Origin of the sequence: Microbulbifer rhizosphaerae (assembly GCF_014191725.1) — a bacterium.
Lineage (GTDB): Bacteria > Pseudomonadota > Gammaproteobacteria > Pseudomonadales > Cellvibrionaceae > Microbulbifer > Microbulbifer rhizosphaerae.
The window spans coordinates 28,373-51,828 of the sequence record NZ_JACHWZ010000017.1; the positions used below are offsets into that span (position 1 = coordinate 28,373).

Consider the following 23,456-nt stretch of genomic DNA (forward strand, 5'->3'; position numbering starts at 1 on the left):
CCTAGGCCTTAACTTGGTGCCATTCCTTCCTGTTCCTAATCCGCTAATCCGAGTATCCGGCGGTTGCGCTGTTCGCTGGTATTGCCACCGGCAAAGTCGTCAAACGAGCGCGCGGCCCTGTTGATCATTCGTTCCTTTATGAAAGCCGCGCCTTCGGCCGCTCCCTGTTCGGAGTTTTTCAGGCAGCACTCCCATTCGAGCACTGCCCAGCCTTTAAAATCGTATTGGGTCAGCTTGCTGAAAATACTTCTGAAGTCCACTTGGCCATCACCCAGTGAACGGAAGCGGCCCGGGCGGTTCACCCAGTCCTCATAGCCGCCGTAAACGCCGGCGCGGCCGGTGGGGTTGAACTCCGCATCCTTGACGTGAAACATGCGAATGCGGTCGTGGTAGCGATCGATAAAATCCAGGTAGTCGAGTTGCTGCAGGACAAAGTGACTGGGGTCAAAAAGAATATTGGCCCGCGGGTGGTTGTCCACCGCTGCCAAAAATCTTTCAAAGGAGGCGCCGTCGTGCAGGTCCTCTCCCGGGTGGATTTCGTAACAGAGGTCCACGCCGGCTTCATCGAAGGCGTCCAGAATCGGTCGCCAGCGCCGCGCCAACTCGGCAAAGCCTTGCTCAACCAGGCCGACGGGGCGCTGGGGCCAGGGATAGACCAGATGCCAGAGCAGAGCGCCGGAAAAGGTAGCGTGAGCTTTTAGTCCCAGCCGCTGGCTCGCCTTGGCCGCCAACTTCAACTGGTCGACGGCCCACTCGGTACGCGCTTTGGGATTGCCCGCGAGGGCGGTGGGGGCGAAGTTGTCGAACAGCTCATCATAGGCCGGATGCACCGCCACCAACTGCCCTTGAAGATGAGTGGATAGTTCGGTGATTTCTATCCCGGCTTCGGCACAGATGCCGCGCATGTCGTCGCAGTACGCCTGGCTTTCTGCAGCTTTCTTCAAGTCAAAAAACTGACTGTCGCTGGTCGGGACCTGGATGCCTTTATAGCCTAGGGATGCGGCCCACTGGGCAATGGTATCCAGGCGGTTGAAAGGCGCCTCATCCGCCATAAACTGGGCCAGGAAAATCGCCGGCCCCTTGATACCTGTCATGTCAATGCTCCTCGTTTATCGTTATCGGTCTTCAGCCGACATTGGGCAATTCAATCCACTTGGTGTCGCTTTCCCGGCTGGCGACGACGGTTTCAATAAACGCCATACCGCGCAGGCCGGCCGAGATGCCGGGGACACCGGGTGCAGAGCCTGCTGCTCCGCTGCGAATGGCGGCCGCAAAATCCCGATACAGATTGCCCATGGCTTCGAGGTAGCCTTCGGGGTGACCGCCCGGTAGCCGGCAACGCCGCAACGCCTCGGCACTCAGGCCTGGCTGGTCGACGCCGGCGCGCAGCACCTGCATAGGTTGGCCAAGCTGGCGATAGACCAAGCTGTTGGGTGACATTTGTTGCCATTCCAGACCACCTTTATCGCCGTATACCCGGATTTTTAACGCGTTCTCCTCGCCAGCACAGACCTGGCTGGCGATCAATACACCGCTGGCGCCATTCCGGGTGCGGAAGAGGGCGGCACCGTCATCGTCGAGCCGGCGATCCGGGAGATGCGTATTCAGTTCGGCGCACAGGGAGGTAATCTGCTGGTTGGCGATGAATTCGGCCAGGCCAAAGGCGTGGGTGCCGATATCGGCCATGCAACCGCTCGCGCCGGCCAGTGACGGATCACAGCGCCAGGCAGCCTGCTTGTTGTCCTGGGCCTCTTGATTTTCGCTGAGCCAGCCCTGGGGATATTCCACGTAGATCTTACGCAGGGTGCCGAGCATGCCTTCGCGCACCATTTCCCGCGCCTGCCACACCATGGGGTATCCCAGATAGGTATGCGCAAGGCCGTACAGGCAGTTGGACGCATCCAGGGCCTGGGCCAACTGCTGGGCCTCCCCCAGGGAAACAGCGGCGGGTTTCTCGGAAAATACGTGGAAACCGGCGTTGATCGCCGCTAAAGCAATGGGTACATGTAAATGGTTGGGGGTTGCGATAACCAGCATCTCCATGCGCTCAGGCGCCGGGCGCTGGGCCTCCTGCTCGATCAGCGCTTGCCAGGAGTTGTAGGTGCGATCAACTGCCAACCCGAGATCGGTTGCTGTGCGCCGATTGTTGTCGGGATCGCGGCTGAAGGCGCCGCACACCAGTTCGATCCTGGCATCCAGTGCCGCGGCACAGCGGTGGACGGCGCCAATAAAGGCACCTTCGCCGCCGCCTATCATGCCCATACGCACTTTATTCTGATCTGTTTTCATAGGGCTCCTTAGGCCACTTCACCTTGGAGAAATGTGCTTGATAAGCAAAATGTATCCGAATACATTTGGGATCGTCAACATAAAAATGTATCCGGATACATATAAGATTGGAAATGGTTTCTGTGCAATTCGGCACATTTTGTCGAAATATCGTCTTTAGCTGGCACGGAAAGTGAGATTTTGGTCAGTTTCTGGGCAGGGTTGGCGCATACTTATGATACCGGATACAATCCCGGTGTTTGTGAAGTAGTGTCCTGCATGGCAGGCGTCCGTGGAGGGGGGAGGATGTCAAACAATCGAGAGGTCGCAAAACTGGCGGGGGTGTCTGTGGCCACGGTGTCCCGCGCCTTGCAAAAGCCAGAGCTTGTTTCCTTGAAAACCCGCAACAAGGTTCTATCGGCAATCAAGAAGCTCGATTACAGGCCCAACCTTATGGCGGCAAAGTTTCGCTCGGGCAAGTCTGGGAATCTGGTAGTGCTTGTACCGACCGTAGCCAACCTGTTTTTTGCAAGGGTTATCAGCGGGATGCAAGAGGAGGCCCACAAAAGGAGCTACTCCATTTTGTTGTGCAACACTTTCGGCAATCCGGAAATGGAAGAGGGGTACGCGAAGATGGTGCATACCTTCCAGGCGGATGGCGTTATTCAACTGCGAGCCTACAACCCCTTCGGTGCAGAAGATGCTGGCGGTAACGCTGCGCTGCCGATGGTTAATGCCTGTGAAGTGCTGGACGATACAACGGTTCCGACGGTCGCTCTGGATAATCGTGCGGCGGCGCGCGCGATGACCGAACACTTGCTCCAGCTGGGCCACCGGCGCATTGCGGTAATCAAGGGGCCTAAGAGCAGCCCATTGACCCGTGACCGCCTTGCGGGCTATCGCGATGCACTGGAAGAGGCTGGAATAGCTTTTGATGAAAGCCTTTTATGTCCCGGTGACTTTACCTTGCATTCCGGCCACAAGGCCGCCGGTGTTTTAATCGATCTCAATGAGAGACCCACGGCAATTTTTTGCGAAAACGACGAAATGGCCATAGGGGCCATACAGCGTATCAAGCAAAGCGGCCTCAGGGTGCCCGACGATATCTCGGTCGCAGGGTTTGACGATATTGCCTTCGCGCCATTCAGCGACCCACCCCTGACAACGATAGCCCAGCCCGCCGAGGAGTTCGGCAGTACAGCAGTGTCGTTGTTGATTGATTTACTTGAGGGTCGGATCAAAAAGGCTCCGAAGGTTATTTTGCCATTTGAGTTGGTTGTCAGGGCCAGCACAGGGCCAGCTTCAATCGAGGAGACATTGCAATGACTGACAATAATAAAGTGGGACTAAAGAAGGATGTGTTAATAAGCCGGCGCCAATTGCTTGGCTTGGGTGCAGGGCTGGGGCTGATGGCAATTCCGGGGCTGAGTTCACTGGCCAAGTCCTCAGCTCAGAAAAAAGTAGGCCTGCAGCTTTACACTCTACGGGACCTAATGGCCAAAAGTGTGCCGGAAACGCTTAAACTCGCGGCCAGTGTTGGTTACAGGGAGGTCGAGTTTGCCGGCTATTTCGACCACAAGCCCAAAGTACTGCGCGAAATACTGGATAGTGAAGGGCTCACCGCGCCATCAACCCATGCGCCGTTGGAAAGTCTGCAAAAAGATTTTGAATCCTTGATAGAAGCGGCCCAAATTCTGGGGCACAGGTACATCGTCGTGCCTTATCTCAATGACGAGCAGCGGGGCACCGGTATCGATACCTACAAGCGCCTGGCTGAACAGTTCAATATCCTGGGTGAACGCTGCTCCAAAGCCGGCCTCAAGTTTGCCTACCATAACCATGCATTTGAATTCGACAAAGTGGACGATCAGGTCCCTTACCATGTCATTCTGGCTGAAACCGATCCACAGCATGTCTATATGGAGCTGGATCTCTACTGGATTGCCAAAGCCGGGAAAGACCCTCTGGACTATTTTCGCAAGCATCCCGGGCGATTCCGGCTCTGGCATGTCAAGGACATGGACGAGAATGGTAACTTTGCCGATGTTGGTCAGGGCGTTATCGACTTCCGCCGGATTTTCGCCGCCGCAGATATTGCGGGACTTGAGCACGGATTTGTGGAGCGGGATCATACCGATGACCCGATCAGCACCATTCGCCAGGGCTATGAAGGGATGAAGCAATTAGCCTCTCATACGAATGGCACTAAATTAAGCTGAAAGTGTGATGTGAGGCCCCCGCCGGAGCGCAGCATACGGAGTATACGTGGAGCATTGTGAGCACCGCTTACGCGTCTCCTACCTGCGCCGGAATGAACGGCGTCAGTTGCTGACTGCGGCGTTGCACTTGCTTGACGTAGATCACTACGCCGGCGCAAGTGCGCCTAGCACCTGGCCGCTTAGCGGCCCGCTGATATCACTATTTAATACCAGACAGGACACTAGTATTCAGGCGCTGAGTCATTGCCAAGCTGGTATGCCTTGCTGAGAAACCGCGGGTACAGCGGCTCGTGCCGGAACATGTTCAGGTAGAAAAGGGCGATCATGTGGTTTTCCGGGTCGATGATATATCCCGTTCCCAACATGCCTCCCCAGGCATAGGCGGTATTCGACACCTGCGGAAGCGGCTTTTTATCGTCGTTATAGAGTTCGAACCCCAGCCCAAACTGAAAGCCTTTTGCGCCGGAATGCTGTGCTGGCAGGCGGTTTACCCGGGTCATCAGCTCGACGGTTTCCGGCTTTAAAATGCGCTTGCCGTTGAACTCCCCTTTGTTGAGCAGCATCTGGCAGAATTTGGCGTAGTCCCCGATCGGGCCATTCAGGCCGATGGCGCCTTCGCTGTAGCTTTGCTCCCTGCTCACCGCTCCCTCGCTGTAGATGTTGGTGGCCGGTTGCAACTGGCCGTCGACGGCGTTGTAAGCCTTGACGAAACGGTCGAGTGCCTCCGGCTCGTAGTACCAGTCGGTGTCGTTCATGCCCAGCGGGTCGAGTACGGATTCCTTGACGTACTCCCGCAGCGGCATTTCGGAAATACGCTCGACCAGGTAGCCGAGCATATTGCTGCTGACGTGGTAATTCCAGTCACTGCCCGGATCGAAGCCGAGAGGGTATTTCACCAGGGCGAGCATCTCCTCCTCGAGATATCTGGCATGGTAATCGCCGCCGCCGCTATGCTGGCCGTGGGGCGTGAAGTCCGGGGCCGCGCCGCCGAAGCCGACGGGGCGGAAGTCCGTTTGCCGGTCGGCCCTTTGAAGCTCGCCGGCCGGGCCCGCGCCGAGCCCGGAGGTATGCGACATCAGGTGGACGAAGGTCAACGGGGTGGCGGTGGGGCGGGTTTCGTAGGTGCCGTCCTCGTGGATGGCGGTCACCACCTCATTGGGGATTTCGGGAAAATATTTGGCTACAGGATCGTCGATGGACACCAGGCCCTGTTCCACGAGCGTCATAAAGGCAACAGTGACCACGGCCTTGGTCTGGGAGAAGAGTACGTAGTAGTCGTCAACCGTCGCGGGTACCCGCTTCTCGATATCCTTCCAGCCAAAGGCCTTGGAGTAGAGAACCTTGCCGTCTTTGGCCACGAAGCCCACCACGCTGCTGGCCTTTTTCTCGTCGACAAATGACTGGAGCAGTTGGTCGATATCCGCAACCGCTTCGGAGTGGGCTCCCTGCCGGGGCTCAATGGCAGAGTAGTCAAATTGTTGCGGCATTTCGCTCTGGGGGGTGTCTCCCGAGCAGCCCGCGAGGACGAGGGGCAGAATCAGTAACAGTTTGCGATTGAAATACAGGTTCATGTCCTTCTCCTTGGAAGTTCTACTTTTTAAATGTTCATTCATTCGGGAAAGGTGCCGAAGTACAGAAAGATCTCACCCTGGTACCACTGCCCCAGCTTGCGGACCCGGTTGGGCCCGCCTTGGGGACCGTGCGCCTCCGGTGGGTGAAACTTGGTGCCTATGGGTGCTATGCCGGTGAGCAATGAGATATCCCCCGCGGGAAACTCGACGCTTGTCTGCATAGGGTCTTTGGCTTCCTTCGGAGTAAACAGCCGCAAAAAGGTGTTCTCTGCGGTGGCCACCAGGGTAATGGGCAGTTCGCGGGTTTCCAGTTGCGCCCAGTAGAGGTCGCGGTGGAAGCCCTTGAATTCCGGATACTCCCAGGACTGCCCGGTGACCGTGTCGTTGTAGTTTTTGTGCCAGATATCGAAGGTCACGCCCTTGAGGCGGTTTTTCCACACCCGGTAGGGCCCCCGCCCCAGCCAGCGGACGCCGGTGACTTTTTCCTCGGGATAATCGAAGGTCACGCCCAGATAGTCCGTCTCCACCTGCCCGGGCATCTGGTAGGCATAGGTCAGCTGCAGCCAGCTGCCCGGGTGCAGGCGCCACTCGATCCGGCGCATCTCGCCTTCCCCTTGGTACTGGGCGCTGACGACCTGCGCACCGGCCTCCTGCCGCAATTCAATATTTGATAGCTTGCCGTCCCCGGACACCAGCCGAGGGCCGTTGCTCAGGGACAGCTTTTTCCCGCCTCGGCTGACGCCGGCCAGGCGGCCGGTGCTTTTGTCGATCGACAGCTGGAGATCGCCGGTACCGAGGCGGATCTGTGTTTGCGTTTCCTCCGCGGTTACCGTGCCTTCGCTGTCGGTCTTTACCATGCGCCCGGCCATCGCCGCGGGCGGGATGATCATCCAGGTCCAGGTATAGATATCCCTGCCGGTGTGGTCTCTCGCTGTCAGGGCCAGTGCGTCCCGGGACCGCCAGTCTTCGGGAAGCTCCAGTTGCAGGGTGCCGGACCGGCCCGGGGCGATATCGGGTGCGTCGGCTCTGCCCCGTGCCGCGATCTTGTGGCCCGCTTTGTGGTTCGCGGCCGTTTGCGCCGGGCCGGGAAAATCGATCAGCGCCCAGCGGAAATCCAGCTCGCGCAGATTGGTGAAATCGTAGCGGTTGGCAACTTCCAACACGCCGTCAAAACTGGTCGGGAGGTGGCTCTGTTCGCTCTGTGGGAAATACACCGGCGACCAGATTTCGCGGATGGCGAAGAAGCTGCCCTCTTTTTCCCGGTAGGGGCCCAGGATACCGTCGGGAGCGGAATTGCCCGCGGTATCGATTGCGCCATCCCGGTCGTCGCGTACCACGCCCTCGTCGACCAAAGCCCAGATAAAACCGCCGGCGGACAACGGGTTTTGCAGCATCCGCTTCCACCAGTCGTCCAGTCCCGCGGCGGCGCCGCCGTCGTAGAGGCCGTGCAGGAATTCGGTGGGCATAAACACTTCCCCGCCGCCGAACAGGCTGCCGGTACAGCAGTTGTAGCTCTCGTAGTGGGCGGTATTGATGCCGCCGAACAACTCCCAGGGATGGATCACCGGCCGGTGCTGGATATCCCAGTGGGAGAAGTCCCCGTCCAGTTCAGTGTTCCAGCCGCCCTCATTGCCGTTGGCCCAGATGATCACCGAGGGGTGATTGTGGTCGCGCACGATCAGCTCCTGCACCAGCGGCCGGCCCGCTTCGGTACTGTAGGCGTCCTGCCAGCCGGTGAGTTCATCGATCACGTAGAGCCCGAGTTCGTCGGTCATTTCCAGGAAATGTCGGTCCGGTGGGGAATGGCCCACGCGCACCGCATTCATGTTCATCTCCTTGATCAGTTCCACATCCCGGCGGCTGATTTCCGGGCTGGTGGTGCGCCCGGAGTCGGGCCAGAAGGAGTGGCGGTTGGCTCCCTTCAGGCGCACCTTGCGGCCGTTGATATAGAGGCCGTCCCGGGGACGGACCTCGACGGTGCGAAAGCCGAAAATTTCCTCCACTTGGTGCAGGGTTTTATTGCGGTCCCGGAGTTCGAAAACGGCCTTATAGCGGTGGGGTTTCTCCGCGCTCCAGGGAAGGATATCTTCCACTTGGGTTTCCATGGAGACCTGTTTTTGTCCCGGAGAAATTTTTACCGAAAACGGCCTGCCAATTCGTTTGCCGTCGAGGGTGGTGATCCTCGCCCGGACGGAGTCGGCGTTGTCGATACCGCCGAGGAAAACCTGGGAGTGAAAATCACCGGTGTGCCCGGCGTCCAGGGCCGCTCGCCGGATATGCTGGGTTGGCCGGGCTTCCAGCCAAACCGGGCGGTAGATGCCGCTGAACATCCAGAAATCGGCGCGGCGCTCAGCGAGATTTATTGAGTCGTCGGCAGAAAATCGCGTGACTTTTACTTCCAGCAGGTTGTCTTCGCCGTAGTTCAGGTGTTCGCCGATATCGTAGCGGAATTCATAAAAGCCACCCCGGTGTACCGGACCGGCGGGTGCGCCGTTGATGCGCACCTCTGTGTCGGTCATGGCGCCGCCAAAAATAATTTCTATACTTTTGCCGCGCCAGTTTGTGGGCACGGAAAATGTGTGACGGTACAGCCCCTCGCGGTCCGGCGCGGGGGTACCCTCCCAATCGCTCCAGTAATGGTAACTGCCGAAGCCCTGCATCTCCCAGTTGGAGGGGACTGGAATGGTTGTCCAGCGCCCGCTGTTGCGCCCGCCGCTGACGTTGAACTGCCAGTCGACGGTGTGGTCTTTGTCGGTGCCGCTGAGGTAGCGGATTTCAGTCGGATCGGCGAAAACCGTTGCGGAGAGGGCAAGGAAAAACAATGCAGATATTGACCGGGAAATCACAGCTTACCTCTTCTTTACTCATTCTGGATGGCCGCTCTGTGGGAGCCTGCCCCGCAGGCGATGGGGTGTCGGCGATACCCATTTCGCCAGCAGGGCTGGCTCCCACAGGTGCTAACCTGTTGCTCAGTACGTAGGGTGCGCCGAGCGCACCGCGCCGGGGGGCGGTATGGAATTCACCCCTTTCGGTGCGCGCGGCGCACCCTATGCTCGATGTATTACGGTGAGCCTTTATGCGGCTACCGGGGCCCTGTGGTGCCATCCAGGGAAGTCAGGCCCGAGGCGTCGTCCGGACTGTAGTTGTACATATTTACGTCCCAGAAAACTGTGTCGCCGCTGTCTCGCTCGCTGTCGGTGGCCGACTGGCCGGTGTAGACATTGCCGCTGGCGCTCATATAGCCGGATTCGTTCCAATGCGGATAGCGGGTATCGGCAAAGTAATTGGATTCCACCAGTGCATGGGCGCCATTGCTGGCATTGATTCCGAAATAGGTCACCTCCAGGTAGTAATTGTTGTAGAGGTGTCCGCGCGTCGTGCTGCCGTCCAGTTTCGGATTGCGGCCACCGGTGTAGTCAAAAAAATTGTGATGGTAGGTCACCTGGGAATTCACCACCGCGCTTGTGTACCAGTGCTGGTTGGCGCACACATAGTTGTTGCGGCCGTCGAAGTGGTTGTTGCTGAGGGTGACGTTGGCACTATCCCTGATGTCCACGTGGCCATCGGAAATCATGCTGAAGCCTACGTGGTCGACCCACACATGGCTGGAGCCGTCCAGGGTAATACCGTCCCCCCCCTCCACCAGATGCGGATTGACGTTGGCGATGGACAGATTGCGCACTATCACGTTTTTGGCTCCGGACAGGTTCAGGCTGGCGCCCTCGATAGTGCTGTTGGCACCCAGGCCGACCAGGGTTTTGTTGTCGGCCACATTGATCCTGGTGTCGAAGCGGTAGACGGTGGTGGTGTCGTTGCTGTCCGAACCCAGTTCGACACAGGTCTGCGAGCCGACGGGGATGCGGTAAGTGAACTCACCAGAGTCCTGGTAGTCGGGGCAGGCGACCTGGCAGGCGGCGAGGGGACGCCCTTCGGTGAGACAGTCGATGGTGGTGTTGTCGGGCACCTGCACCACCGCCGCGCCACTGGATTCGAGCGCGGATTTCAGTGCGCTGCAACTGGTGACGGTTACCGGTGTTGCGCTGCCGCCGCCGGTGGTGGTGCTCAGGCCGTCGCTGCCGGACTGGGATGCGAAGCCGTCCACGGACTGCCCGCAGCCGCCGCTTACCGGATTGAAATACCAACGCTGCAGGCCGCTGGCGCTGTCGCTGTACTGGTGGACGTTGGCCCCGCGCGCACTGCTCTCCGCGGTCAGGGATTTGCCGCTGTACCGGCTGACGATATTCCACGCGCCGGTGGTGGATTTTTTCAGCTGCCACTGCTGGTTGCTGGCGCCGGTGGATGTCCACTGGCGGATATCGCCGCCGTCCGCGCTGCTCCACTCCCAGACATCCAGGGACTGACCACTGTGACGGGCGATAATGCTCCAGTAGCCGTTGCCCAGGTCGTTGAGCGTGAACTGCTGGTTGGTTCTGCCATTGTCGGTCCACTGCAACACATTGGCGCCAGCCTCGGTGGAGGCGCCGGCCACGTCCAGGTTGTGACCGCTGCCGAGGTTGGTGATCTTGTACAACTGGCCCGATAGCGGCGCCTGGGTGCAGTTGGCTGCGCGACTGTGGGCGGAGGATAAAGCGATAACCAGAGTCACGGATAAAATTGTCAACCACGGGCGGGCTGTTGATGAGAGAATTTTATTCATTTCGGATTCCGGAAATTATGGAGTGTGAAGCCCTGTTATCAGGGCCGTTCCTTATTGTTACGAATAGGGCCGGCGTTTCGCCGGCCCCAAACCTCTCCGGTCGGCTTACTGACACACGTCTCCGGAAATAGTAGGAATCTCCAGTGGTTCGCTGCTGTCCTTCTCACCCTGGAAACCGAACTCGGCGAAGGCGCCGGGCTGTATCCTGCGGTTCCAACCCAATGACTTGGCGGTGTAGGGATTGCTGCCGCTGACATTGGCGTTCCAGGTGTTGGTCAGCCGGCTGCTGCCGCTGTAGCTGAAGTTCACTTCCCAGCCGTTGATTTCCACACTGCCGTTGTTGGTAATGCGGATACTGCCGGTAAAGCCCGCACCCCAATGGCTGCCCTCGATATATTCGCAGCTGCTACTGCCGCCGCCGGAACTGGACGAGCTGGAACTTGAGCTTGAGCTGCTGGAGGAGCTGGAACTGCTGGACGAACTGGAACTGCTCGACGATGAACTGCTGGATGAACTCGAGCTGCTGGAGGACGAACTGGAACCACCGCCTACCGGGTCCGCGTAAAGCAGGCCGCGGCCGTTGGTGCCCAGGTAGACCCGGCCGAAAATGCGCGGGTCGCCGGTGATGGCTTCGCCCATATTGCCGTACTGGTGCTGGTCGTCATTAATGCGCACCCAGCTCTGGCCCTCGTCGGTGGAGCGGAAGACTCCGGTCACGCCGTCGACGGTGCCCACCAGGTACAGCGTCTGGTAACCCGCACTGGTCGCCGGAGCGCCGAGGCCGATATTGACTCCCTCCGCGACACTGGCGATCTTGCTGAAGCTGGTGCCGGAATCCGTGGAACGCCACAGGCCGGTACTCTCTCCTTCAGTGACATTACTGCCGACCCCGCCGCCGGCGAGCCACAGGTGGCCTTCCCGGCCCGGTACCGCGAAGAACTTGCCGCTGGCCGGCAGGCCGCTGGCAGCGGTGGCGGAGAAGCTGGCGCCGCCGTCGATCGATGCATAGAAGGTGCCGCCGCTAAAGGCGTAGAACTTGTTCGGATTGACCCTGTCGCTCTCCACCCGCGCGCCCTGGGGTACTCCGGAGACCTGGGTCCAGGAGCTGCCGGTGGTGGTGGAGTAGTGTACCGCCGCGCCGTCCGGACTCCACACGATGGTGCCGCCGTTCGCGCTCATCGCCACATTGCCGCCGCCGGTTACTCCGCCGGGCTCCTGGGCCTGCCACCAGCTGTCGCCGGCGGAGGTGGAAACACCGATATGTGCTTCATCGGCGTTGCCCACGCGCACCATGATGTTGGGGGCCAGCTCGGCGAAGTCGATACCGGTGGTGCTGGTGAGGTAGGGGGTTTGGTACATCAGGTCCGGCACCGCATCCACGTCGAGATGCTTGAAGCCGCCGATATCCCCCAGCGCGGAAAAAATATTCGCCGTGCCGCTGGGCGGACTGGCCAGGTCGAGCACCGCGGTCTCCTCCAATCCCGCGATCATTGGACGGATGGTGATGGTACCGTTGCTGTCCCAGTTGGTGAGGTTGGTGGAGCCATAAATGGTGGCGCCGGTACCGTACATGAAGCGGTTGGAATTGTGCGGGTCGATTTCCACCGACTCATTCATCCAGCCCAGCTTGGGTGTCTCCTCCGGCGGTTGCGGATTTTGGCCGAAGCTGAGCCAGGGCACGCTGCTGATATCCATTTCATAGCGTTTGATACGCTCCGGATAGTTGCCCCAGTCCCAGATGCGGGTCCAGGTAGCGCCGCCGTCGGTGCTGCGGAACAGGATCATGTCCGGCCACCAGGAATTCAGAGAGGCCACCATGATGGTGTCCGGATTCTGACGGTCGATGGTGAGCCCGGAAAAGCCGAAGTAGAGATCGCCGCCGCTGACCGGGGTAATATCGGTCCAGGCCCCCGTCGCCGAGTCGAATTTCCACACCGCGCCGGTTTCGCCATCGTAGGGACCGCCGGTATCACTCATGGCCACGTAGAGGACGCCGTTCACCTCGTCGTACACGCCTTTGTGGGGAATGAAGCCGGTAGGCGCGCCGGGAATGGCTTCCCAGGTGGCGCCGCCGTCGGTGGAGCGATAGAGGGATTCACCCAGGTCCGCCACGCCGACGTAGATCGCGTCGGAGCCTTGGCCGGGAGTGCCGGACGAGGGATCGAAGGTGACCCAGACAACACCCTGCAGTTTGTCGCCGTAGCCCCATTCGTCATTCGGGTCGGCGGCATAGCTACCCGGGTTGGGGAAATTGCCCACCTGGGACCAGGTGACACCGAAGTCGGTGCTGCGCCAAAGCCCTTCACCCAGTTCAGCGCCGTAGTAAATGGTGCTGTTGTCGTTGGGGTCGATGCGCAGTCGCTCGCCCATGCCGCGCCCGGGCATATTGCCGCCCACCTTGAACGGCAGCTCGGTGACCTGCCAGGTTGCGCCGCGGTCGGTGGAGCGGGCGATGCCGCCGTTGTTCGGGTCCCAGTCATTGGTGTACATGCCCAGGGCTGCGTACACCCGGTCCGGGTCCACCGGGTCTGTGGCCAGGCTCATCACCCCGTTCCAACCCCACTTGTCCCAGCCCACCCAGTCCAGCAGCGGGACCCATTTCTGTGCGCTCTCATCCCAGCGATAGGCGCCGCCGATATCGGTGCGCGCGTAAATCAGGTTGGGCTCGGTGCGGTTGAAAATAATTCCCGGCACAAAGCCGCCGCCGTCGATACGCACATTCTTCCAGTTGTACTCCTCTGCCGGTGCAGCGCTGGCGGTGGACGTCAGCAGGGACAGCGCGCAGGCCTTCAATAGTGCAGGCCAGGAAAACCTCGACAATGACGATGGATTTTTCATCGGTAAACTCCTCTCATATCGCGTTGTTAATTATTTTTTGGGTGTGGAGGAGGGGTACCTCTACGCCGCACTTCCACGATGTGCGGTGCAACTACAAAAGGTTTTGCTTTTTTATTCTTTCCGTTCTGGCGGATGGGGACACCTGGTGGCGATACTGTTGAGTCAGGTTTCCCTGTAGGAGCCTGCTTGCAGGCGAACGGCTACGGAGTTCTGTTCTTATTCGCCTGCAAGCAGGCTCCTACAGGGTGCCGATTCTTAACTCAACAGTATTACGCCCACCAGTCCGGTTACCACCAAGTGGCATAGAGCGCGATCAGCACCAACGTGATCCCCAGCGCCGCCAGGTTGAAACCCTGGGTGGTGGAGAAATTGATCTCGCCCAGCGCCACGGTGTCACCGCCGCCGCTGTTAATCACCAAGTCGCGGCGCGTTTCCAGAAGAGACACGCTCACCGCCAGCAGCAGGCAGACCAGGAAGACCACCCCTATGCGGTCCATAAACGGCAGCTCGGGCCACCAGAAGTAGCAGACCAGCGACAACACCGCGGAGGCGATGGCCGCGGTCAGTGCGCCATTGGCGGTGGCCCTGGGCCAGAAGACGCCGAGTACGAACAGCACCACAATTCCCGGGGTGAAGAAGCCGGTGAATTCCTGGATATACTGGAAGGCTTGTTCGAACTGGCCGAGCAGGGGCTGGGCGCAGATCATGGCCAGTACCAGTGAAACCACGCTGGCTACCCGGCCTACGCGCACATAGTGGCGTTCGTCCTGCTGCGGCCGATAGCGGGAATAGATATCCATGGTGAAAATGGTGGCGATGCTGTTGGTCATGGAGGCCAGGGAGGACACGATGGCCGCCACCAGTGCCGCGAACACCAGACCCTTGAAGCCCACCGGCATCAGGTTCATCAGCGCCGGGTAGGCCTGGTCAGGGCGCTCCAGGTCCGGAAGCAATACCACTGCGGCGATGCCCGGCAGCACGACAATAATGGGCATCAGCAGCTTGAGGTAGGCGGCGAAGGCAATACCCTTCTGCCCCTCGGCGACATCCTTGGCCGCCAATGCCCGCTGCACGATGTACTGGTTGAAGCCCCAGTAGGAGAAGTTCACCACCCACATGCCGCCGACCAATACCGAAATCCCCGGCAGGCTGATGTAGTTGGGATTGTCCTTGGCGAGGATCATGTCGAACTTGTCCGGTGCCTGCTGCACCAGGGTTGTAAAGCCGGCGAGCGGGCCCGAGCCGTCTCCGATCAGGTCCAGGGCCAGGTAGGACAGCATCAGGCCGCCGAACACCAGCAGCACCACCTGGATGATATCCGTCAGCGCCACCGCCTTGAGGCCGCCGTAGAGGGAATAGGCCGCGGAGAAGAGCCCCAGGAACATCAGGCCGAACAGCAGCTCCACACCGGCGATGGCATTGATCGCCAAAGCCCCCAGCCACAACACCGAGGTCAGGTTTACGAAGGTGTAAACCCCCAGCCAGAAGATGGCCATTACCAGCTTCACCCGCTGATCGTAGCGCTGCTCCAGGAACTGGGGCATGGTGTAGATTTTCTTGCGCACGAACACCGGAAGGAAGTACTTACCCACCAGGATGAGCGTGATCGCCGCCATCCACTCGTAGGAGGCGATGGCGAGTCCGATGGCGTAGCCGGAACCGGACATGCCGATGATCTGTTCCGCGGAGATATTGGCGGCGATCAGCGAAGCGCCCACGGCCCACCAAGGCAGGCCCTTGCCGGCAAGGAAATAATCCTGGGTATTTTTCTGGTGCCCGGCTTTCTCGCGGGACACCAGATAGCCTATGGTGATCAGTGTCGCTACATAGGCGATAAAGATCAGCAGATCGACGGTTGCCAGTTGCATAGCTTTTACCTTTTCGAGTTATTGTTCTGTTCACTTTTAGGAGCCTGCTTGCAGACGAATGATTCAACGCACCAAATCATTCGTCTGCAAGCAGACTCCTACAGTCGGGGGGCAGCGCCCATTCATCGAGCCGGTTCGCCCATCACGATACCGCGGCCATCGGTGGCTACATATACCCGGCCGAAGTGGCGCGGATCTCCGGCGATGGTCCGGAAGCGACGACCGTATTCATGCCGTTCGCCGTTGATCCGCAGCCAGTGGCGGCCGCTGTCGTCGGAGCGCCAGATAGCGCGCAGCCCATCGCGACTGCCGATGGCGAACAGCGCCGGTGCGTTTTTCCCCGGCGCGGGTCTGCCAAAATCCATCAGTTCCACGGTGATTCCGCTTTTCACAATTTTGAAATTACGGCCGCCATCGGTGGAGTGGTAGAGTCCCCTCTGCGATACCAGCCACAAGGTTCCTTCCCGGTCCGGCGCGGCCAGCAGAGGCCACGCCTGTTCGCGATTGGTGGGTTCGTCCATGCGGATACCTTCGGGTAGACCGCGGGTGTTCTGCGGGTTGAACGTGGCTCCGCCGTCCCGGCTGACGAAAATTTCGCTGTTGGCAAAATCCAGTGCATAGAAAACTTTGGCGTTGACCCGGTCGGCCACGGGTCGCGCTTGCAACGGCAGGCCCTCCACAGGCGTCCAGTGGCGGCCGCGATCGCGGCTGACCTGCGGTACTGGGGCCATAAACATAAAGGTGCTGCCGTCGGCGGAGACGGTGATGGCGTTGTCGCCGGTCTGGTCGTAGCGCTTTGTGGTGTCGCCGAATTTCAAGGGTGGTACCGTCAACGGTTTCCAGTTTTTCCCGTAGTCCTCCGACCATGCCAGGGTGGGCACCGGCGTCGTCCCCGGTCCTTTGGGGGCCCGGTGTGGCGGCGTGCCGCTGCGTACCAGGATATTGGGTGCCTGCGCGGCGTAGTGGATGGTGTTGGTATTGGCGAACAGGGGATCGGTAAGCATCCGCTGCGGGGAGCGGTCGAAATCCTCGTGTACGAAACCGCTGATATCGCCGAAACCGCTCAGCAGTTCCGGACCCGCGGGCAAGCTGGTCAGGGTGATTACCGCGGTCTGTTCGACACCGGCTACCCAGGGGCGCCAGAGCAGTTTGTCTGCGGCTGCATTTTGCGTGCGGTAGACCGTGGCGCCGGTGGTGTATACGATTTCCCGCTCATCGAACGGGTTGATGGCGAGACCGGCGATCCACCAGCCGAAGTCGGAATCCTCGTTACCCCAGTACAAGTAGGGCGTGTTACTGACATCCCGCGTGCTGTGGGATTCCAGTTCCCGCCAGTGGCGGCCGCCGTCATGGGAGAGATAGATGGTGTCCCGAGGGCGCCAGCGGTTGATGGTGGAGACGGCGACGATGTCCGGATCTTGCCGGCTGGTGCTGATGCCCATAAAACCGCCCTCGGCCCTTTTGGGGAGCGGCGTGATGTCGGTCCAGCGGCCGTAGCGAATATCCAGTTTGTAGACGGCGCCCGCTTTGATACCGTTCGGGCCGATATTGTCGCTGTAGGCGATATACAGATTGTTTCCACCAACAGCTGCTTTTACCGGCAGCAGCGCGGGGCCGCCGGAAATTTTCTGCCAGCTTTTGCCGTCGTCATCCGAGCGGTAGAGCCCCGCACTCTGCCTGTCGGCCACCCCGGCAAAAACGCTTTCTCCTGCGAAGACCACAAAGCTGATACCGGCATTGGTGGTCCGGCGCTCTTCGGGTAAGCCCAGGCCTGGGTGGGGAAAGCTTTTCACTTTGTGCCAGCTGGCGCCGCGATCGCGGCTGTGCCACAGGCCATCGTGGCGCGAACCGAAATACAGGCTATCGGTATTGTCAGGATCTATCGCCAGTCGCTCCCCCAGGCCTCGGCCATCCTCGTTGCCGCCCATGCGGAAGGGTACCGGAACAATTTCCCAGTGCTCGCCGCGGTCGAAAGAGCGCAGCATGGCCGCCGGGTTTCTCTTGTACATACCCGCGGCCACATGCACCACTTCCGGGTCTTTCGGGTCCGCGGCGATGCTCTCGATACCGAAATAGCTGGATTCCGCCATCTGGTCCTGCAGCGGTATCCAGCGCTGCAGCTTCTTGTTCCAGCGATAGGCGCCGCCCATATCGGTGCGCAGGTAGGCGAGGCCCTCTTCCGCCGGGCTGAAAATAATATTGGGCGCAAAGCCGCCGGCGCCGACGGTGATATTGCGCCATTGATAGCCATCCCCGGCGATGGCGCCGTTAGCGGAGATGATCAGAAGAATTGAAGCTAATAATCTCTTAAACATTTCTCAGCCGTCATTTCCTTTACAGGAGCGCCCCCCTGGGACCGCGGAGCTCCAGCTCCGCATGCGGGCCGCGGCCCGCCCATCAGGCGCCGGCTGCGCCGGCGTTGCGGAGCTGGAGCTCCGCGGTCCCGGGTCAGTCCGTGGCTAGTTGCGCGAGAAACTCCTCGTGGCGCGGTGCGTGCTCGCTGCCCAAGGCTACGGCGCGGCGCATTTTTTCCAAAAGCTGTGCAAGCTGCTCTGTATCCAGTTGGTCCACATCCGACAGGTATCGCCGGGGACGAAAGTGCAAACCGTTGTAGATGGCGAGCCAGCTCGCTTCGCTGAACGACTCCTGTTCGTAGACGAGCAGTCGACCATCTTCGCTCATGGCTGCGGAAAGGCAGTAGTCTTCCAGTGGTGCCGCGCGGCCCAACTTGTGCAGTTTCAGCCAACAGGGGAAGAAGGGCAGCTTGCCAACAGGTGCGCCGAAATCGGCAAAGGGGTGGAAGAAGCTCTCCCCTGGTTTGTACCAATCGGCAAATTCAATGCCCAGTTTGAAGGTGGCCCCAGTGGCGGCGATGAAGTCGCTCTCCTTGATACCCAGATATTGGTTCAGGCGGATTACGCCGGGCACCGTCGCTTCGCCCACACCCACGGTGCCGATCTGCTCGGATTCCACCAGCTGTATGCGCAACGGGTGTTCGCGGTAGTGGTGCACCAGCACGGCGGCAGCCATCCATCCGGCGGTGCCGCCGCCGACGATGGTGATGTTTTGAATAGCTGTATTCGCCACGAATTGTTGCCTGTTTCGTGATGGGGCGTAGGATACGCCTTGTTTGATGGGCGCATTCCCGGGACCGCGGAGCTCCGGCTCCGCATACGTCGGCGCAGCCGGCGCGTCTTTGGCGGGCCTTCAGCCCGCAAGCGGAGCTGGAGCCTTCAGCGCTCCTGAATAGCTCCGCGGTCCCAGGGAATTACGCCGATTTTTTCAGGACCAGTTTTTCTCCGTTGTATTCCACTGCCTCCGCCGGCTCGGCGTCGAAGTCCGTCGCGCTCTGGCCTTCGGTGATCCAGCGGACTTTGATCTGCCGCTTTTCGGCCATGCCCTCGAAGCTGCCGATGCGTTCGCCGATGGTCAGGGTGCCAGTGGCGTCGTCGTAGCTGAGAGGGATGCGGGACCACTGGCCGTTTTCATAGCCATAGCTGAGGCCGTCGTCCTCGTAGATCTCGAAGCTGCCGTCCGCGCCGGCATACACGTTGATGGTGAGCGGTGCATTCAGGCTTTCGCCGGTATGTTGGATCGCAGGGCCGGTGGGAAGGATGGAACCCGCTTTCACGAACAGCGGCATACGCGCATAAGGAGCCTCGGCGTCGATGCTCTGGCCACCGCGGTATTTTTTACCGCTGTAGAAGTCGTACCAGTCGCTGCTCGCGGGCAGGTAGACATCTCGGCTGCGCGCGCCGTATTCATAGATGGGGTTCACCAGCAGTGAGGGCCCGAACATGTACTGGGTGTTGATATCGCGCACCTTGGGGTCTCCGCCGAAATCCATCGGCAGACCGCGCATCATGGTGCCGTCCTTGTGGTGGGCATCACCGGCCAGGGTGTAGATGTAGGGCATCAGGCGATAACGCAGTTGGGTGTACCAGACCATGCTCTCGTAGGTCTCGCTGCCCTCATCGGCGACATTGTAAATTTCCCGGTAGGGATTCTGGCCGTGGGCACGGAACAGCGGGGTGAAGGCGCCGAACTGGAACCAGCGCAGGTTGATTTCCTGCCACTCCTGTTGCTGTGCCGGGTCCATCTGCGAATAGTGGCCCACGGTCACGTCGCCGTTGTAGCGGTAGCGGTCCTCCGGCGTGAAGCCGCCGATATCGAAGGTCCAGTAGGGCATGCCCGCCATGCCCACACCGACGCCCGCGGCGATCTGTTCCTTCAGGTTGGACCAGCGGGATACCACGTCGCCGCTCCAGATCGCCGAGCCGGTGCGCTGGATGCCGCCGAAGCCGGAACGGGTGAGAATAAAGCTGCGTTTGTGGCCGTCGGTTTCACGCTCGCCCTTGTATACGGTCTCCGCATGGGGCAGTGCGTAGGCGTTGAAGACTTCGGCGCCGGTGCCCAGGGCGTTGGGTGAGATCAGGTCCTTGCGGTGTTCGAAGCTGAGGTTGGAGTGGATATCCGGCTCCACCGCATCCAGCCACCAGGCGTCGAAACCGAGGGTGTTGAGTTTGTCCCTGATCTGGCCCCAGTAGATTTCCCGGCACTCGGGGTTGTAGGCATCGTAGAAGCTGTTCAGGTAGCCGGAGCCGATCCAGTCGAGGTTTTCTTCCTCGATGTTCTTGTTGAACATGCAGCCCTTGGCATTGAGCGTCTTGTAGTGCTCGGTGGTGGGGTAGAACTTGGGCCATACGGAAATCATGATATTGGCGTTCAGCTCGTGTACCCGGTCCACCATGGCCTTGGGTTCGGGGAAGTGTTCGCTGTCGAAGTCGTGGCTGCCCCAGGCGTCCTGCGGCCAGTAGGACCAGTCGAGTACGATATTGTCGATGGGGATTTTGCGCTTGCGATATTCCTCCAGCGCGCCCAGCAGTTCATCCTGGGATTTGTAGCGCTCGCGGCTCTGCCAGAAACCGAAGGCCCATTTCGGCAGCATGGTGGCCTTGCCGGTGAGTTCGCGATAGCCGGAGATCACGTCGTCCTTGCTGTCGCCGGCGACAAAGTAGTAATCCACCGCCTTGCCGGTATCGGAGGCGAATGAAAGCCGCTGCTTTTCCGCCGCCGGCAGGGGAGCGTGCTGCAGCAGGCGGAAGTAGCCGCCCTGGGGGGTCCAGTCCAGGCTCAACGGATATTTTTTGTTTGCCTGCAGGTCCACTTCGGCATTGTGGTACCAGGGATTCCAGTTCATCCGCCAGCGGTCCAGCAGCAGTTCGCCGTTCAGGGACAGTTTGGCGTAGCCGCTGGAGTACATTTTGAATTCGTGCTCGCCGCTGGTTTTCGGTGAAATGCTGCCCTCCCACTCTATGCGCAGGTTTTTTGCATCCTGCACTTCTTCCGGGAGGGGGATTTCGCGCACGCTGGCGTGGGACAGGAACTGGTAGTCGAGGTCCGCTACCGCCCGCTCCACTTTCAGCTCATCGCCGTCGTAGTAGCGCGCAGTGAGCCCGCCCTTGTTGCCCTCTGCATCGTAGAGTTCAAAGGCGGCGGACAGCGGCTGCGGCGGTTGCGGGTCGCCCAGGCGGGTAATACCGTTGTTGTTCCACAGCAGGCCGTAATTGCGGCTGGAAACCAGGTAGGGAATGGTGATTTCCAGGTTGTAGGTGGTCAGCTCGATATTTTTACCGGCGTAGTCCACGCGACCGTCCTGCTGCTGTCCCAGGCCGTAGAAGGCTTCATCGGGCAGCGGTTGGAACTGCTGGCGAATTCCATAGGAATCCGCATCCACCGGGCCGGGATCGTTCTGCACCGGGGCCAGGCTGCGCTCCGCTTCGGCGAGCAGCACTTCGCCCTGTGCGTCTTTGAACTGTACCGCGCCATTCGCCAGGGAAACCTCCGCGGAAATTTCTTCCGTCTTGATCACCAGGTGGCCGTTACTCTGCGCTACGGAGAACTCCGTTTTCTGGGGTTCGGCGATCACCATCAGGTTGTCGGGCAGGTTGGCGAAACTCGTCTGCGGTGTAGCGGTTACGCGGATGATGTCGTTATCGATTACCTGCAGGCGCACCCGCTTGAATTCGCCGTCCGCCAGCTCGACCACTGCGCCATCGGCAGTCTGCTGCCAGTTTTTCGCGGTGCTTTCTGGCTCCTTGGGCGTGCCGTCGCAGGCGTAGAGCCAGGGGAACAGAGCGAGGGCCAAGAGCGGCCGTATGCTCATTTTGGGTTTTTGCATGGTTCTCTCCGAATCTAATTTTAAGTTGTTATCGAATCTGTTCTATCACGTAATTTTTGTATGGGGTATCCCTTGTAGGAGCCGCACATCAATTTGTTTTATAAGTCGCCAGCTTGACCTTCAGCACATGAGGTTCATTGGTGAAATTGAGTCCCCAGTCGGTCTGGTCACCGTTCCAGAGCCGCTCGAAAACCCATTTGCCATTTTCGAAATGGCCTTCCTCCACTCGCGCCATCGTAAACTGCTCGCCGTCGAGTTCCCGCGAGGGGGAGAAACTCACCCGCGCGCGGAAGGCGGTCACCAGGTATTCGTTCTCGCCCAGCTCCGCGATCACGGCGCCGCCGGAAGAGGGGGTATTGCCTTTGGGCGGGTCTATCCAGAACATGGGACGGCCGTAGGTGACCTCGGCTGTCCAGTCTCCCAGGTCCAGGCGCTGGGTGTAGGCCTCGCCGTTGTTGTCCCCGTCTTCACCTTCGGTGGTCTGGGCATTCCACAGCTTTTTGTCTTTGTAGGTGTCCACCGGCTCCGATACACCCCAGGTGCGCTGCCGGAAGCTGATATCGGCCCACTCCCGCGCCATGGGCGCGAAGAGTCCGTATAGCTCGGAGAAATGACCGATGGTCTCGTCGTCCATTTTCTCCGCGCCCAGGGGGTAGTTGGTGTAGTCGGTGTAGTCCATGCCGAAGGGCGCAAAGCCGAGCGCGCCGTGGCCCAAGGCGGTGAAGAAGTAGCGGGCGTAGGGTTGGTCGTTGCCGATCTCGGCGATATACAGCGGGTTGTCCGCGCGGCTGTACAGGTCCATCACCCGGGCCACGGTTTTGTGGTCGCGGAAATAGATATCCGGGGAGATCATGTCGATATTGGGAGCCGCGGACTTCCAGATATGCAGCACATTATCGGTTGCGCCGCCACTGGAGTAGCTCCCCGGCTTGCCCGGTTTGAACGGATTGCGCAGGGCCACGTTCACGTACATGGGCAGGGGATAGGCCGCCTTACCGGCCTCGGTGATTTCGTCCACATAGCGGGCGATATGCCAGGCGTGGAAGAATTCGTCCGCATCCCGGCCGAACACAGACCGCCAGTCACCGGCTTCCCTGTTCACGTCGGCGAGCAGTTTTTTCGGTACCTGCTTCTGAAATTCTGCCTCCGCGGTTGGGGAATAGTCCCGTGCGGAGCCGTAGGTGCCCACTTCATTTTCCACCTGCACCATGATCACCGTACGCTGCCAGTCGATTTTCTTCAGGTGCTGCATCAGGGCAACGAAGGCTTTCTTGTCCGCCTCCAGGGTTTCCCGGAAATGCGGCGACAGGGAATTCAGGACTTTGCCGTCTTCGGTAATCACCCTTGGGAAGCGCTCGTTGTTCAGCTTGACCCATTCGGGGGCATAGTGCGGGGCATTGTTCTTCCAGGTGGCGAACCAGAGCAGCACCAGCCGCACATCCCTTTCCCGGGCCTGGTTTACCAGCGTGTCCACGAAGGAAAAGTCGAATTCGCCCTCTTCGGGCTCCACCTGTTCCCAGGCCACGGGGATGACCAGGGTATTGGCCTTCATTTTTTCCACCACCGGCCAGACGTCGGGCAGTGCCGCGGCGTAGTTGGCGGAGTTGTTGGTCTGGGCGCCGAGGATCAGGTAGGGGGCGTCGTCGACCATCAGGGCATAGCGGTCGTTGTTTTCGACCAGTTGGGGAACGGAATTTTCGTTTTGCTCTGAAGTCGTGCAGGCACTTGTCAGTAGCACGACCAGAATTGCTAGAAACCTAGACATCGGCTACTCCATTTTCCCGATGGATGGGAAAGCAAGACCAAGGTTGTCACCGTTATGTGTATGCAGTTTTTTCTCATCGTTTGAAAAAC

General features: G+C 59.8%; 13 protein-coding genes. 2 read left to right on the plus strand and 11 right to left on the minus strand.

What is annotated here, in order from left to right:
* Window positions 1–35: 35 nt before the first annotated feature.
* A complete protein-coding gene (locus FHS09_RS16360) occupies window positions 36–1,094 on the minus strand; it encodes a sugar phosphate isomerase/epimerase family protein (protein ID WP_183461864.1) in 1,059 nt (352 codons plus the stop codon).
* A 31-nt stretch (window positions 1,095–1,125) separates the two neighbouring features.
* A complete protein-coding gene (locus FHS09_RS16365; RefSeq protein WP_183461865.1) occupies window positions 1,126–2,289 on the minus strand; it encodes a Gfo/Idh/MocA family protein in 1,164 nt (387 codons plus the stop codon).
* Window positions 2,290–2,574: 285 nt separating this feature from the next.
* Between FHS09_RS16365 and FHS09_RS16370 the strand changes: the two genes are divergently transcribed.
* Window positions 2,575–3,594, plus strand: coding sequence for a LacI family DNA-binding transcriptional regulator (locus FHS09_RS16370; protein ID WP_183461867.1), 1,020 nt, complete (start codon window positions 2,575–2,577; stop codon window positions 3,592–3,594).
* On the plus strand, window positions 3,591–4,487 hold the full coding sequence (locus tag FHS09_RS16375; protein ID WP_221192061.1) for a sugar phosphate isomerase/epimerase family protein: 897 nt from the start codon (window positions 3,591–3,593) through the stop codon (window positions 4,485–4,487). The genes FHS09_RS16370 and FHS09_RS16375 overlap by 4 nt, the downstream gene beginning before the upstream one ends.
* Before the next feature lie 221 nt (window positions 4,488–4,708).
* Here FHS09_RS16375 and FHS09_RS16380 read toward each other — a convergent pair whose 3' ends face one another.
* The 9 genes from FHS09_RS16380 to FHS09_RS16420 form a co-directional block, all read right to left on the minus strand.
* A complete protein-coding gene (locus FHS09_RS16380) occupies window positions 4,709–6,058 on the minus strand; it encodes a serine hydrolase domain-containing protein (RefSeq protein WP_183461869.1) in 1,350 nt (449 codons plus the stop codon).
* A gap of 38 nt (window positions 6,059–6,096) precedes the next feature.
* Window positions 6,097–8,904 (minus strand): glycoside hydrolase family 2 protein, encoded by a 2,808-nt coding sequence (locus tag FHS09_RS16385; RefSeq protein WP_343057504.1) that lies wholly within the window; start codon window positions 8,902–8,904, stop codon window positions 6,097–6,099.
* Window positions 8,905–9,140: 236 nt separating this feature from the next.
* On the minus strand, window positions 9,141–10,715 hold the full coding sequence (locus FHS09_RS16390; protein WP_183461871.1) for an RICIN domain-containing protein: 1,575 nt from the start codon (window positions 10,713–10,715) through the stop codon (window positions 9,141–9,143).
* A gap of 105 nt (window positions 10,716–10,820) precedes the next feature.
* Window positions 10,821–13,553, minus strand: coding sequence for a cellulose binding domain-containing protein (locus FHS09_RS16395; RefSeq protein WP_183461873.1), 2,733 nt, complete (start codon window positions 13,551–13,553; stop codon window positions 10,821–10,823).
* A 287-nt stretch (window positions 13,554–13,840) separates the two neighbouring features.
* Window positions 13,841–15,421, minus strand: coding sequence for a sodium/sugar symporter (locus FHS09_RS16400; RefSeq protein WP_183461875.1), 1,581 nt, complete (start codon window positions 15,419–15,421; stop codon window positions 13,841–13,843).
* A 122-nt stretch (window positions 15,422–15,543) separates the two neighbouring features.
* Window positions 15,544–17,736: a WD40/YVTN/BNR-like repeat-containing protein gene (locus FHS09_RS16405; RefSeq protein ID WP_183461877.1), complete on the minus strand. Its 2,193-nt coding sequence runs from the start codon at window positions 17,734–17,736 to the stop codon at window positions 15,544–15,546.
* Between the two features lie 133 nt (window positions 17,737–17,869).
* On the minus strand, window positions 17,870–18,508 hold the full coding sequence (locus FHS09_RS16410) for a tryptophan 7-halogenase (protein WP_221192062.1): 639 nt from the start codon (window positions 18,506–18,508) through the stop codon (window positions 17,870–17,872).
* A 181-nt stretch (window positions 18,509–18,689) separates the two neighbouring features.
* The gene (locus FHS09_RS16415; RefSeq protein ID WP_183461879.1) at window positions 18,690–21,602 is read right to left on the minus strand and encodes a TIM-barrel domain-containing protein; all 2,913 of its coding nucleotides are present in this window, start codon (window positions 21,600–21,602) and stop codon (window positions 18,690–18,692) included.
* Between the two features lie 88 nt (window positions 21,603–21,690).
* Window positions 21,691–23,367, minus strand: a complete 1,677-nt coding sequence (locus tag FHS09_RS16420; protein ID WP_183461881.1) for a DUF5597 domain-containing protein — start codon at window positions 23,365–23,367, stop codon at window positions 21,691–21,693.
* Window positions 23,368–23,456: the final 89 nt, after the last annotated feature.

Excerpts from the sequence above, each read along its gene's own strand:
- FHS09_RS16360 (WP_183461864.1), bottom strand. The coding sequence starts at position 1,094 with ATGACAGGTATCAAGGGGCCGGCGATTTTCCTGGCCCAGTTTATGGCG.
- FHS09_RS16365 (WP_183461865.1), bottom strand. The coding sequence starts at position 2,289 with ATGAAAACAGATCAGAATAAAGTGCGTATGGGCATGATAGGCGGCGGC.
- FHS09_RS16370 (WP_183461867.1), top strand. The coding sequence starts at position 2,575 with ATGTCAAACAATCGAGAGGTCGCAAAACTGGCGGGGGTGTCTGTGGCC.
- FHS09_RS16375 (WP_221192061.1), top strand. The coding sequence starts at position 3,591 with ATGACTGACAATAATAAAGTGGGACTAAAGAAGGATGTGTTAATAAGC.
- FHS09_RS16380 (WP_183461869.1), bottom strand. The coding sequence starts at position 6,058 with ATGAACCTGTATTTCAATCGCAAACTGTTACTGATTCTGCCCCTCGTC.
- FHS09_RS16390 (WP_183461871.1), bottom strand. The coding sequence starts at position 10,715 with ATGAATAAAATTCTCTCATCAACAGCCCGCCCGTGGTTGACAATTTTA.
- FHS09_RS16395 (WP_183461873.1), bottom strand. The coding sequence starts at position 13,553 with ATGAAAAATCCATCGTCATTGTCGAGGTTTTCCTGGCCTGCACTATTG.
- FHS09_RS16400 (WP_183461875.1), bottom strand. The coding sequence starts at position 15,421 with ATGCAACTGGCAACCGTCGATCTGCTGATCTTTATCGCCTATGTAGCG.
- FHS09_RS16405 (WP_183461877.1), bottom strand. The coding sequence starts at position 17,736 with ATGTTTAAGAGATTATTAGCTTCAATTCTTCTGATCATCTCCGCTAAC.
- FHS09_RS16415 (WP_183461879.1), bottom strand. The coding sequence starts at position 21,602 with ATGCAAAAACCCAAAATGAGCATACGGCCGCTCTTGGCCCTCGCTCTG.
- FHS09_RS16420 (WP_183461881.1), bottom strand. The coding sequence starts at position 23,367 with ATGTCTAGGTTTCTAGCAATTCTGGTCGTGCTACTGACAAGTGCCTGC.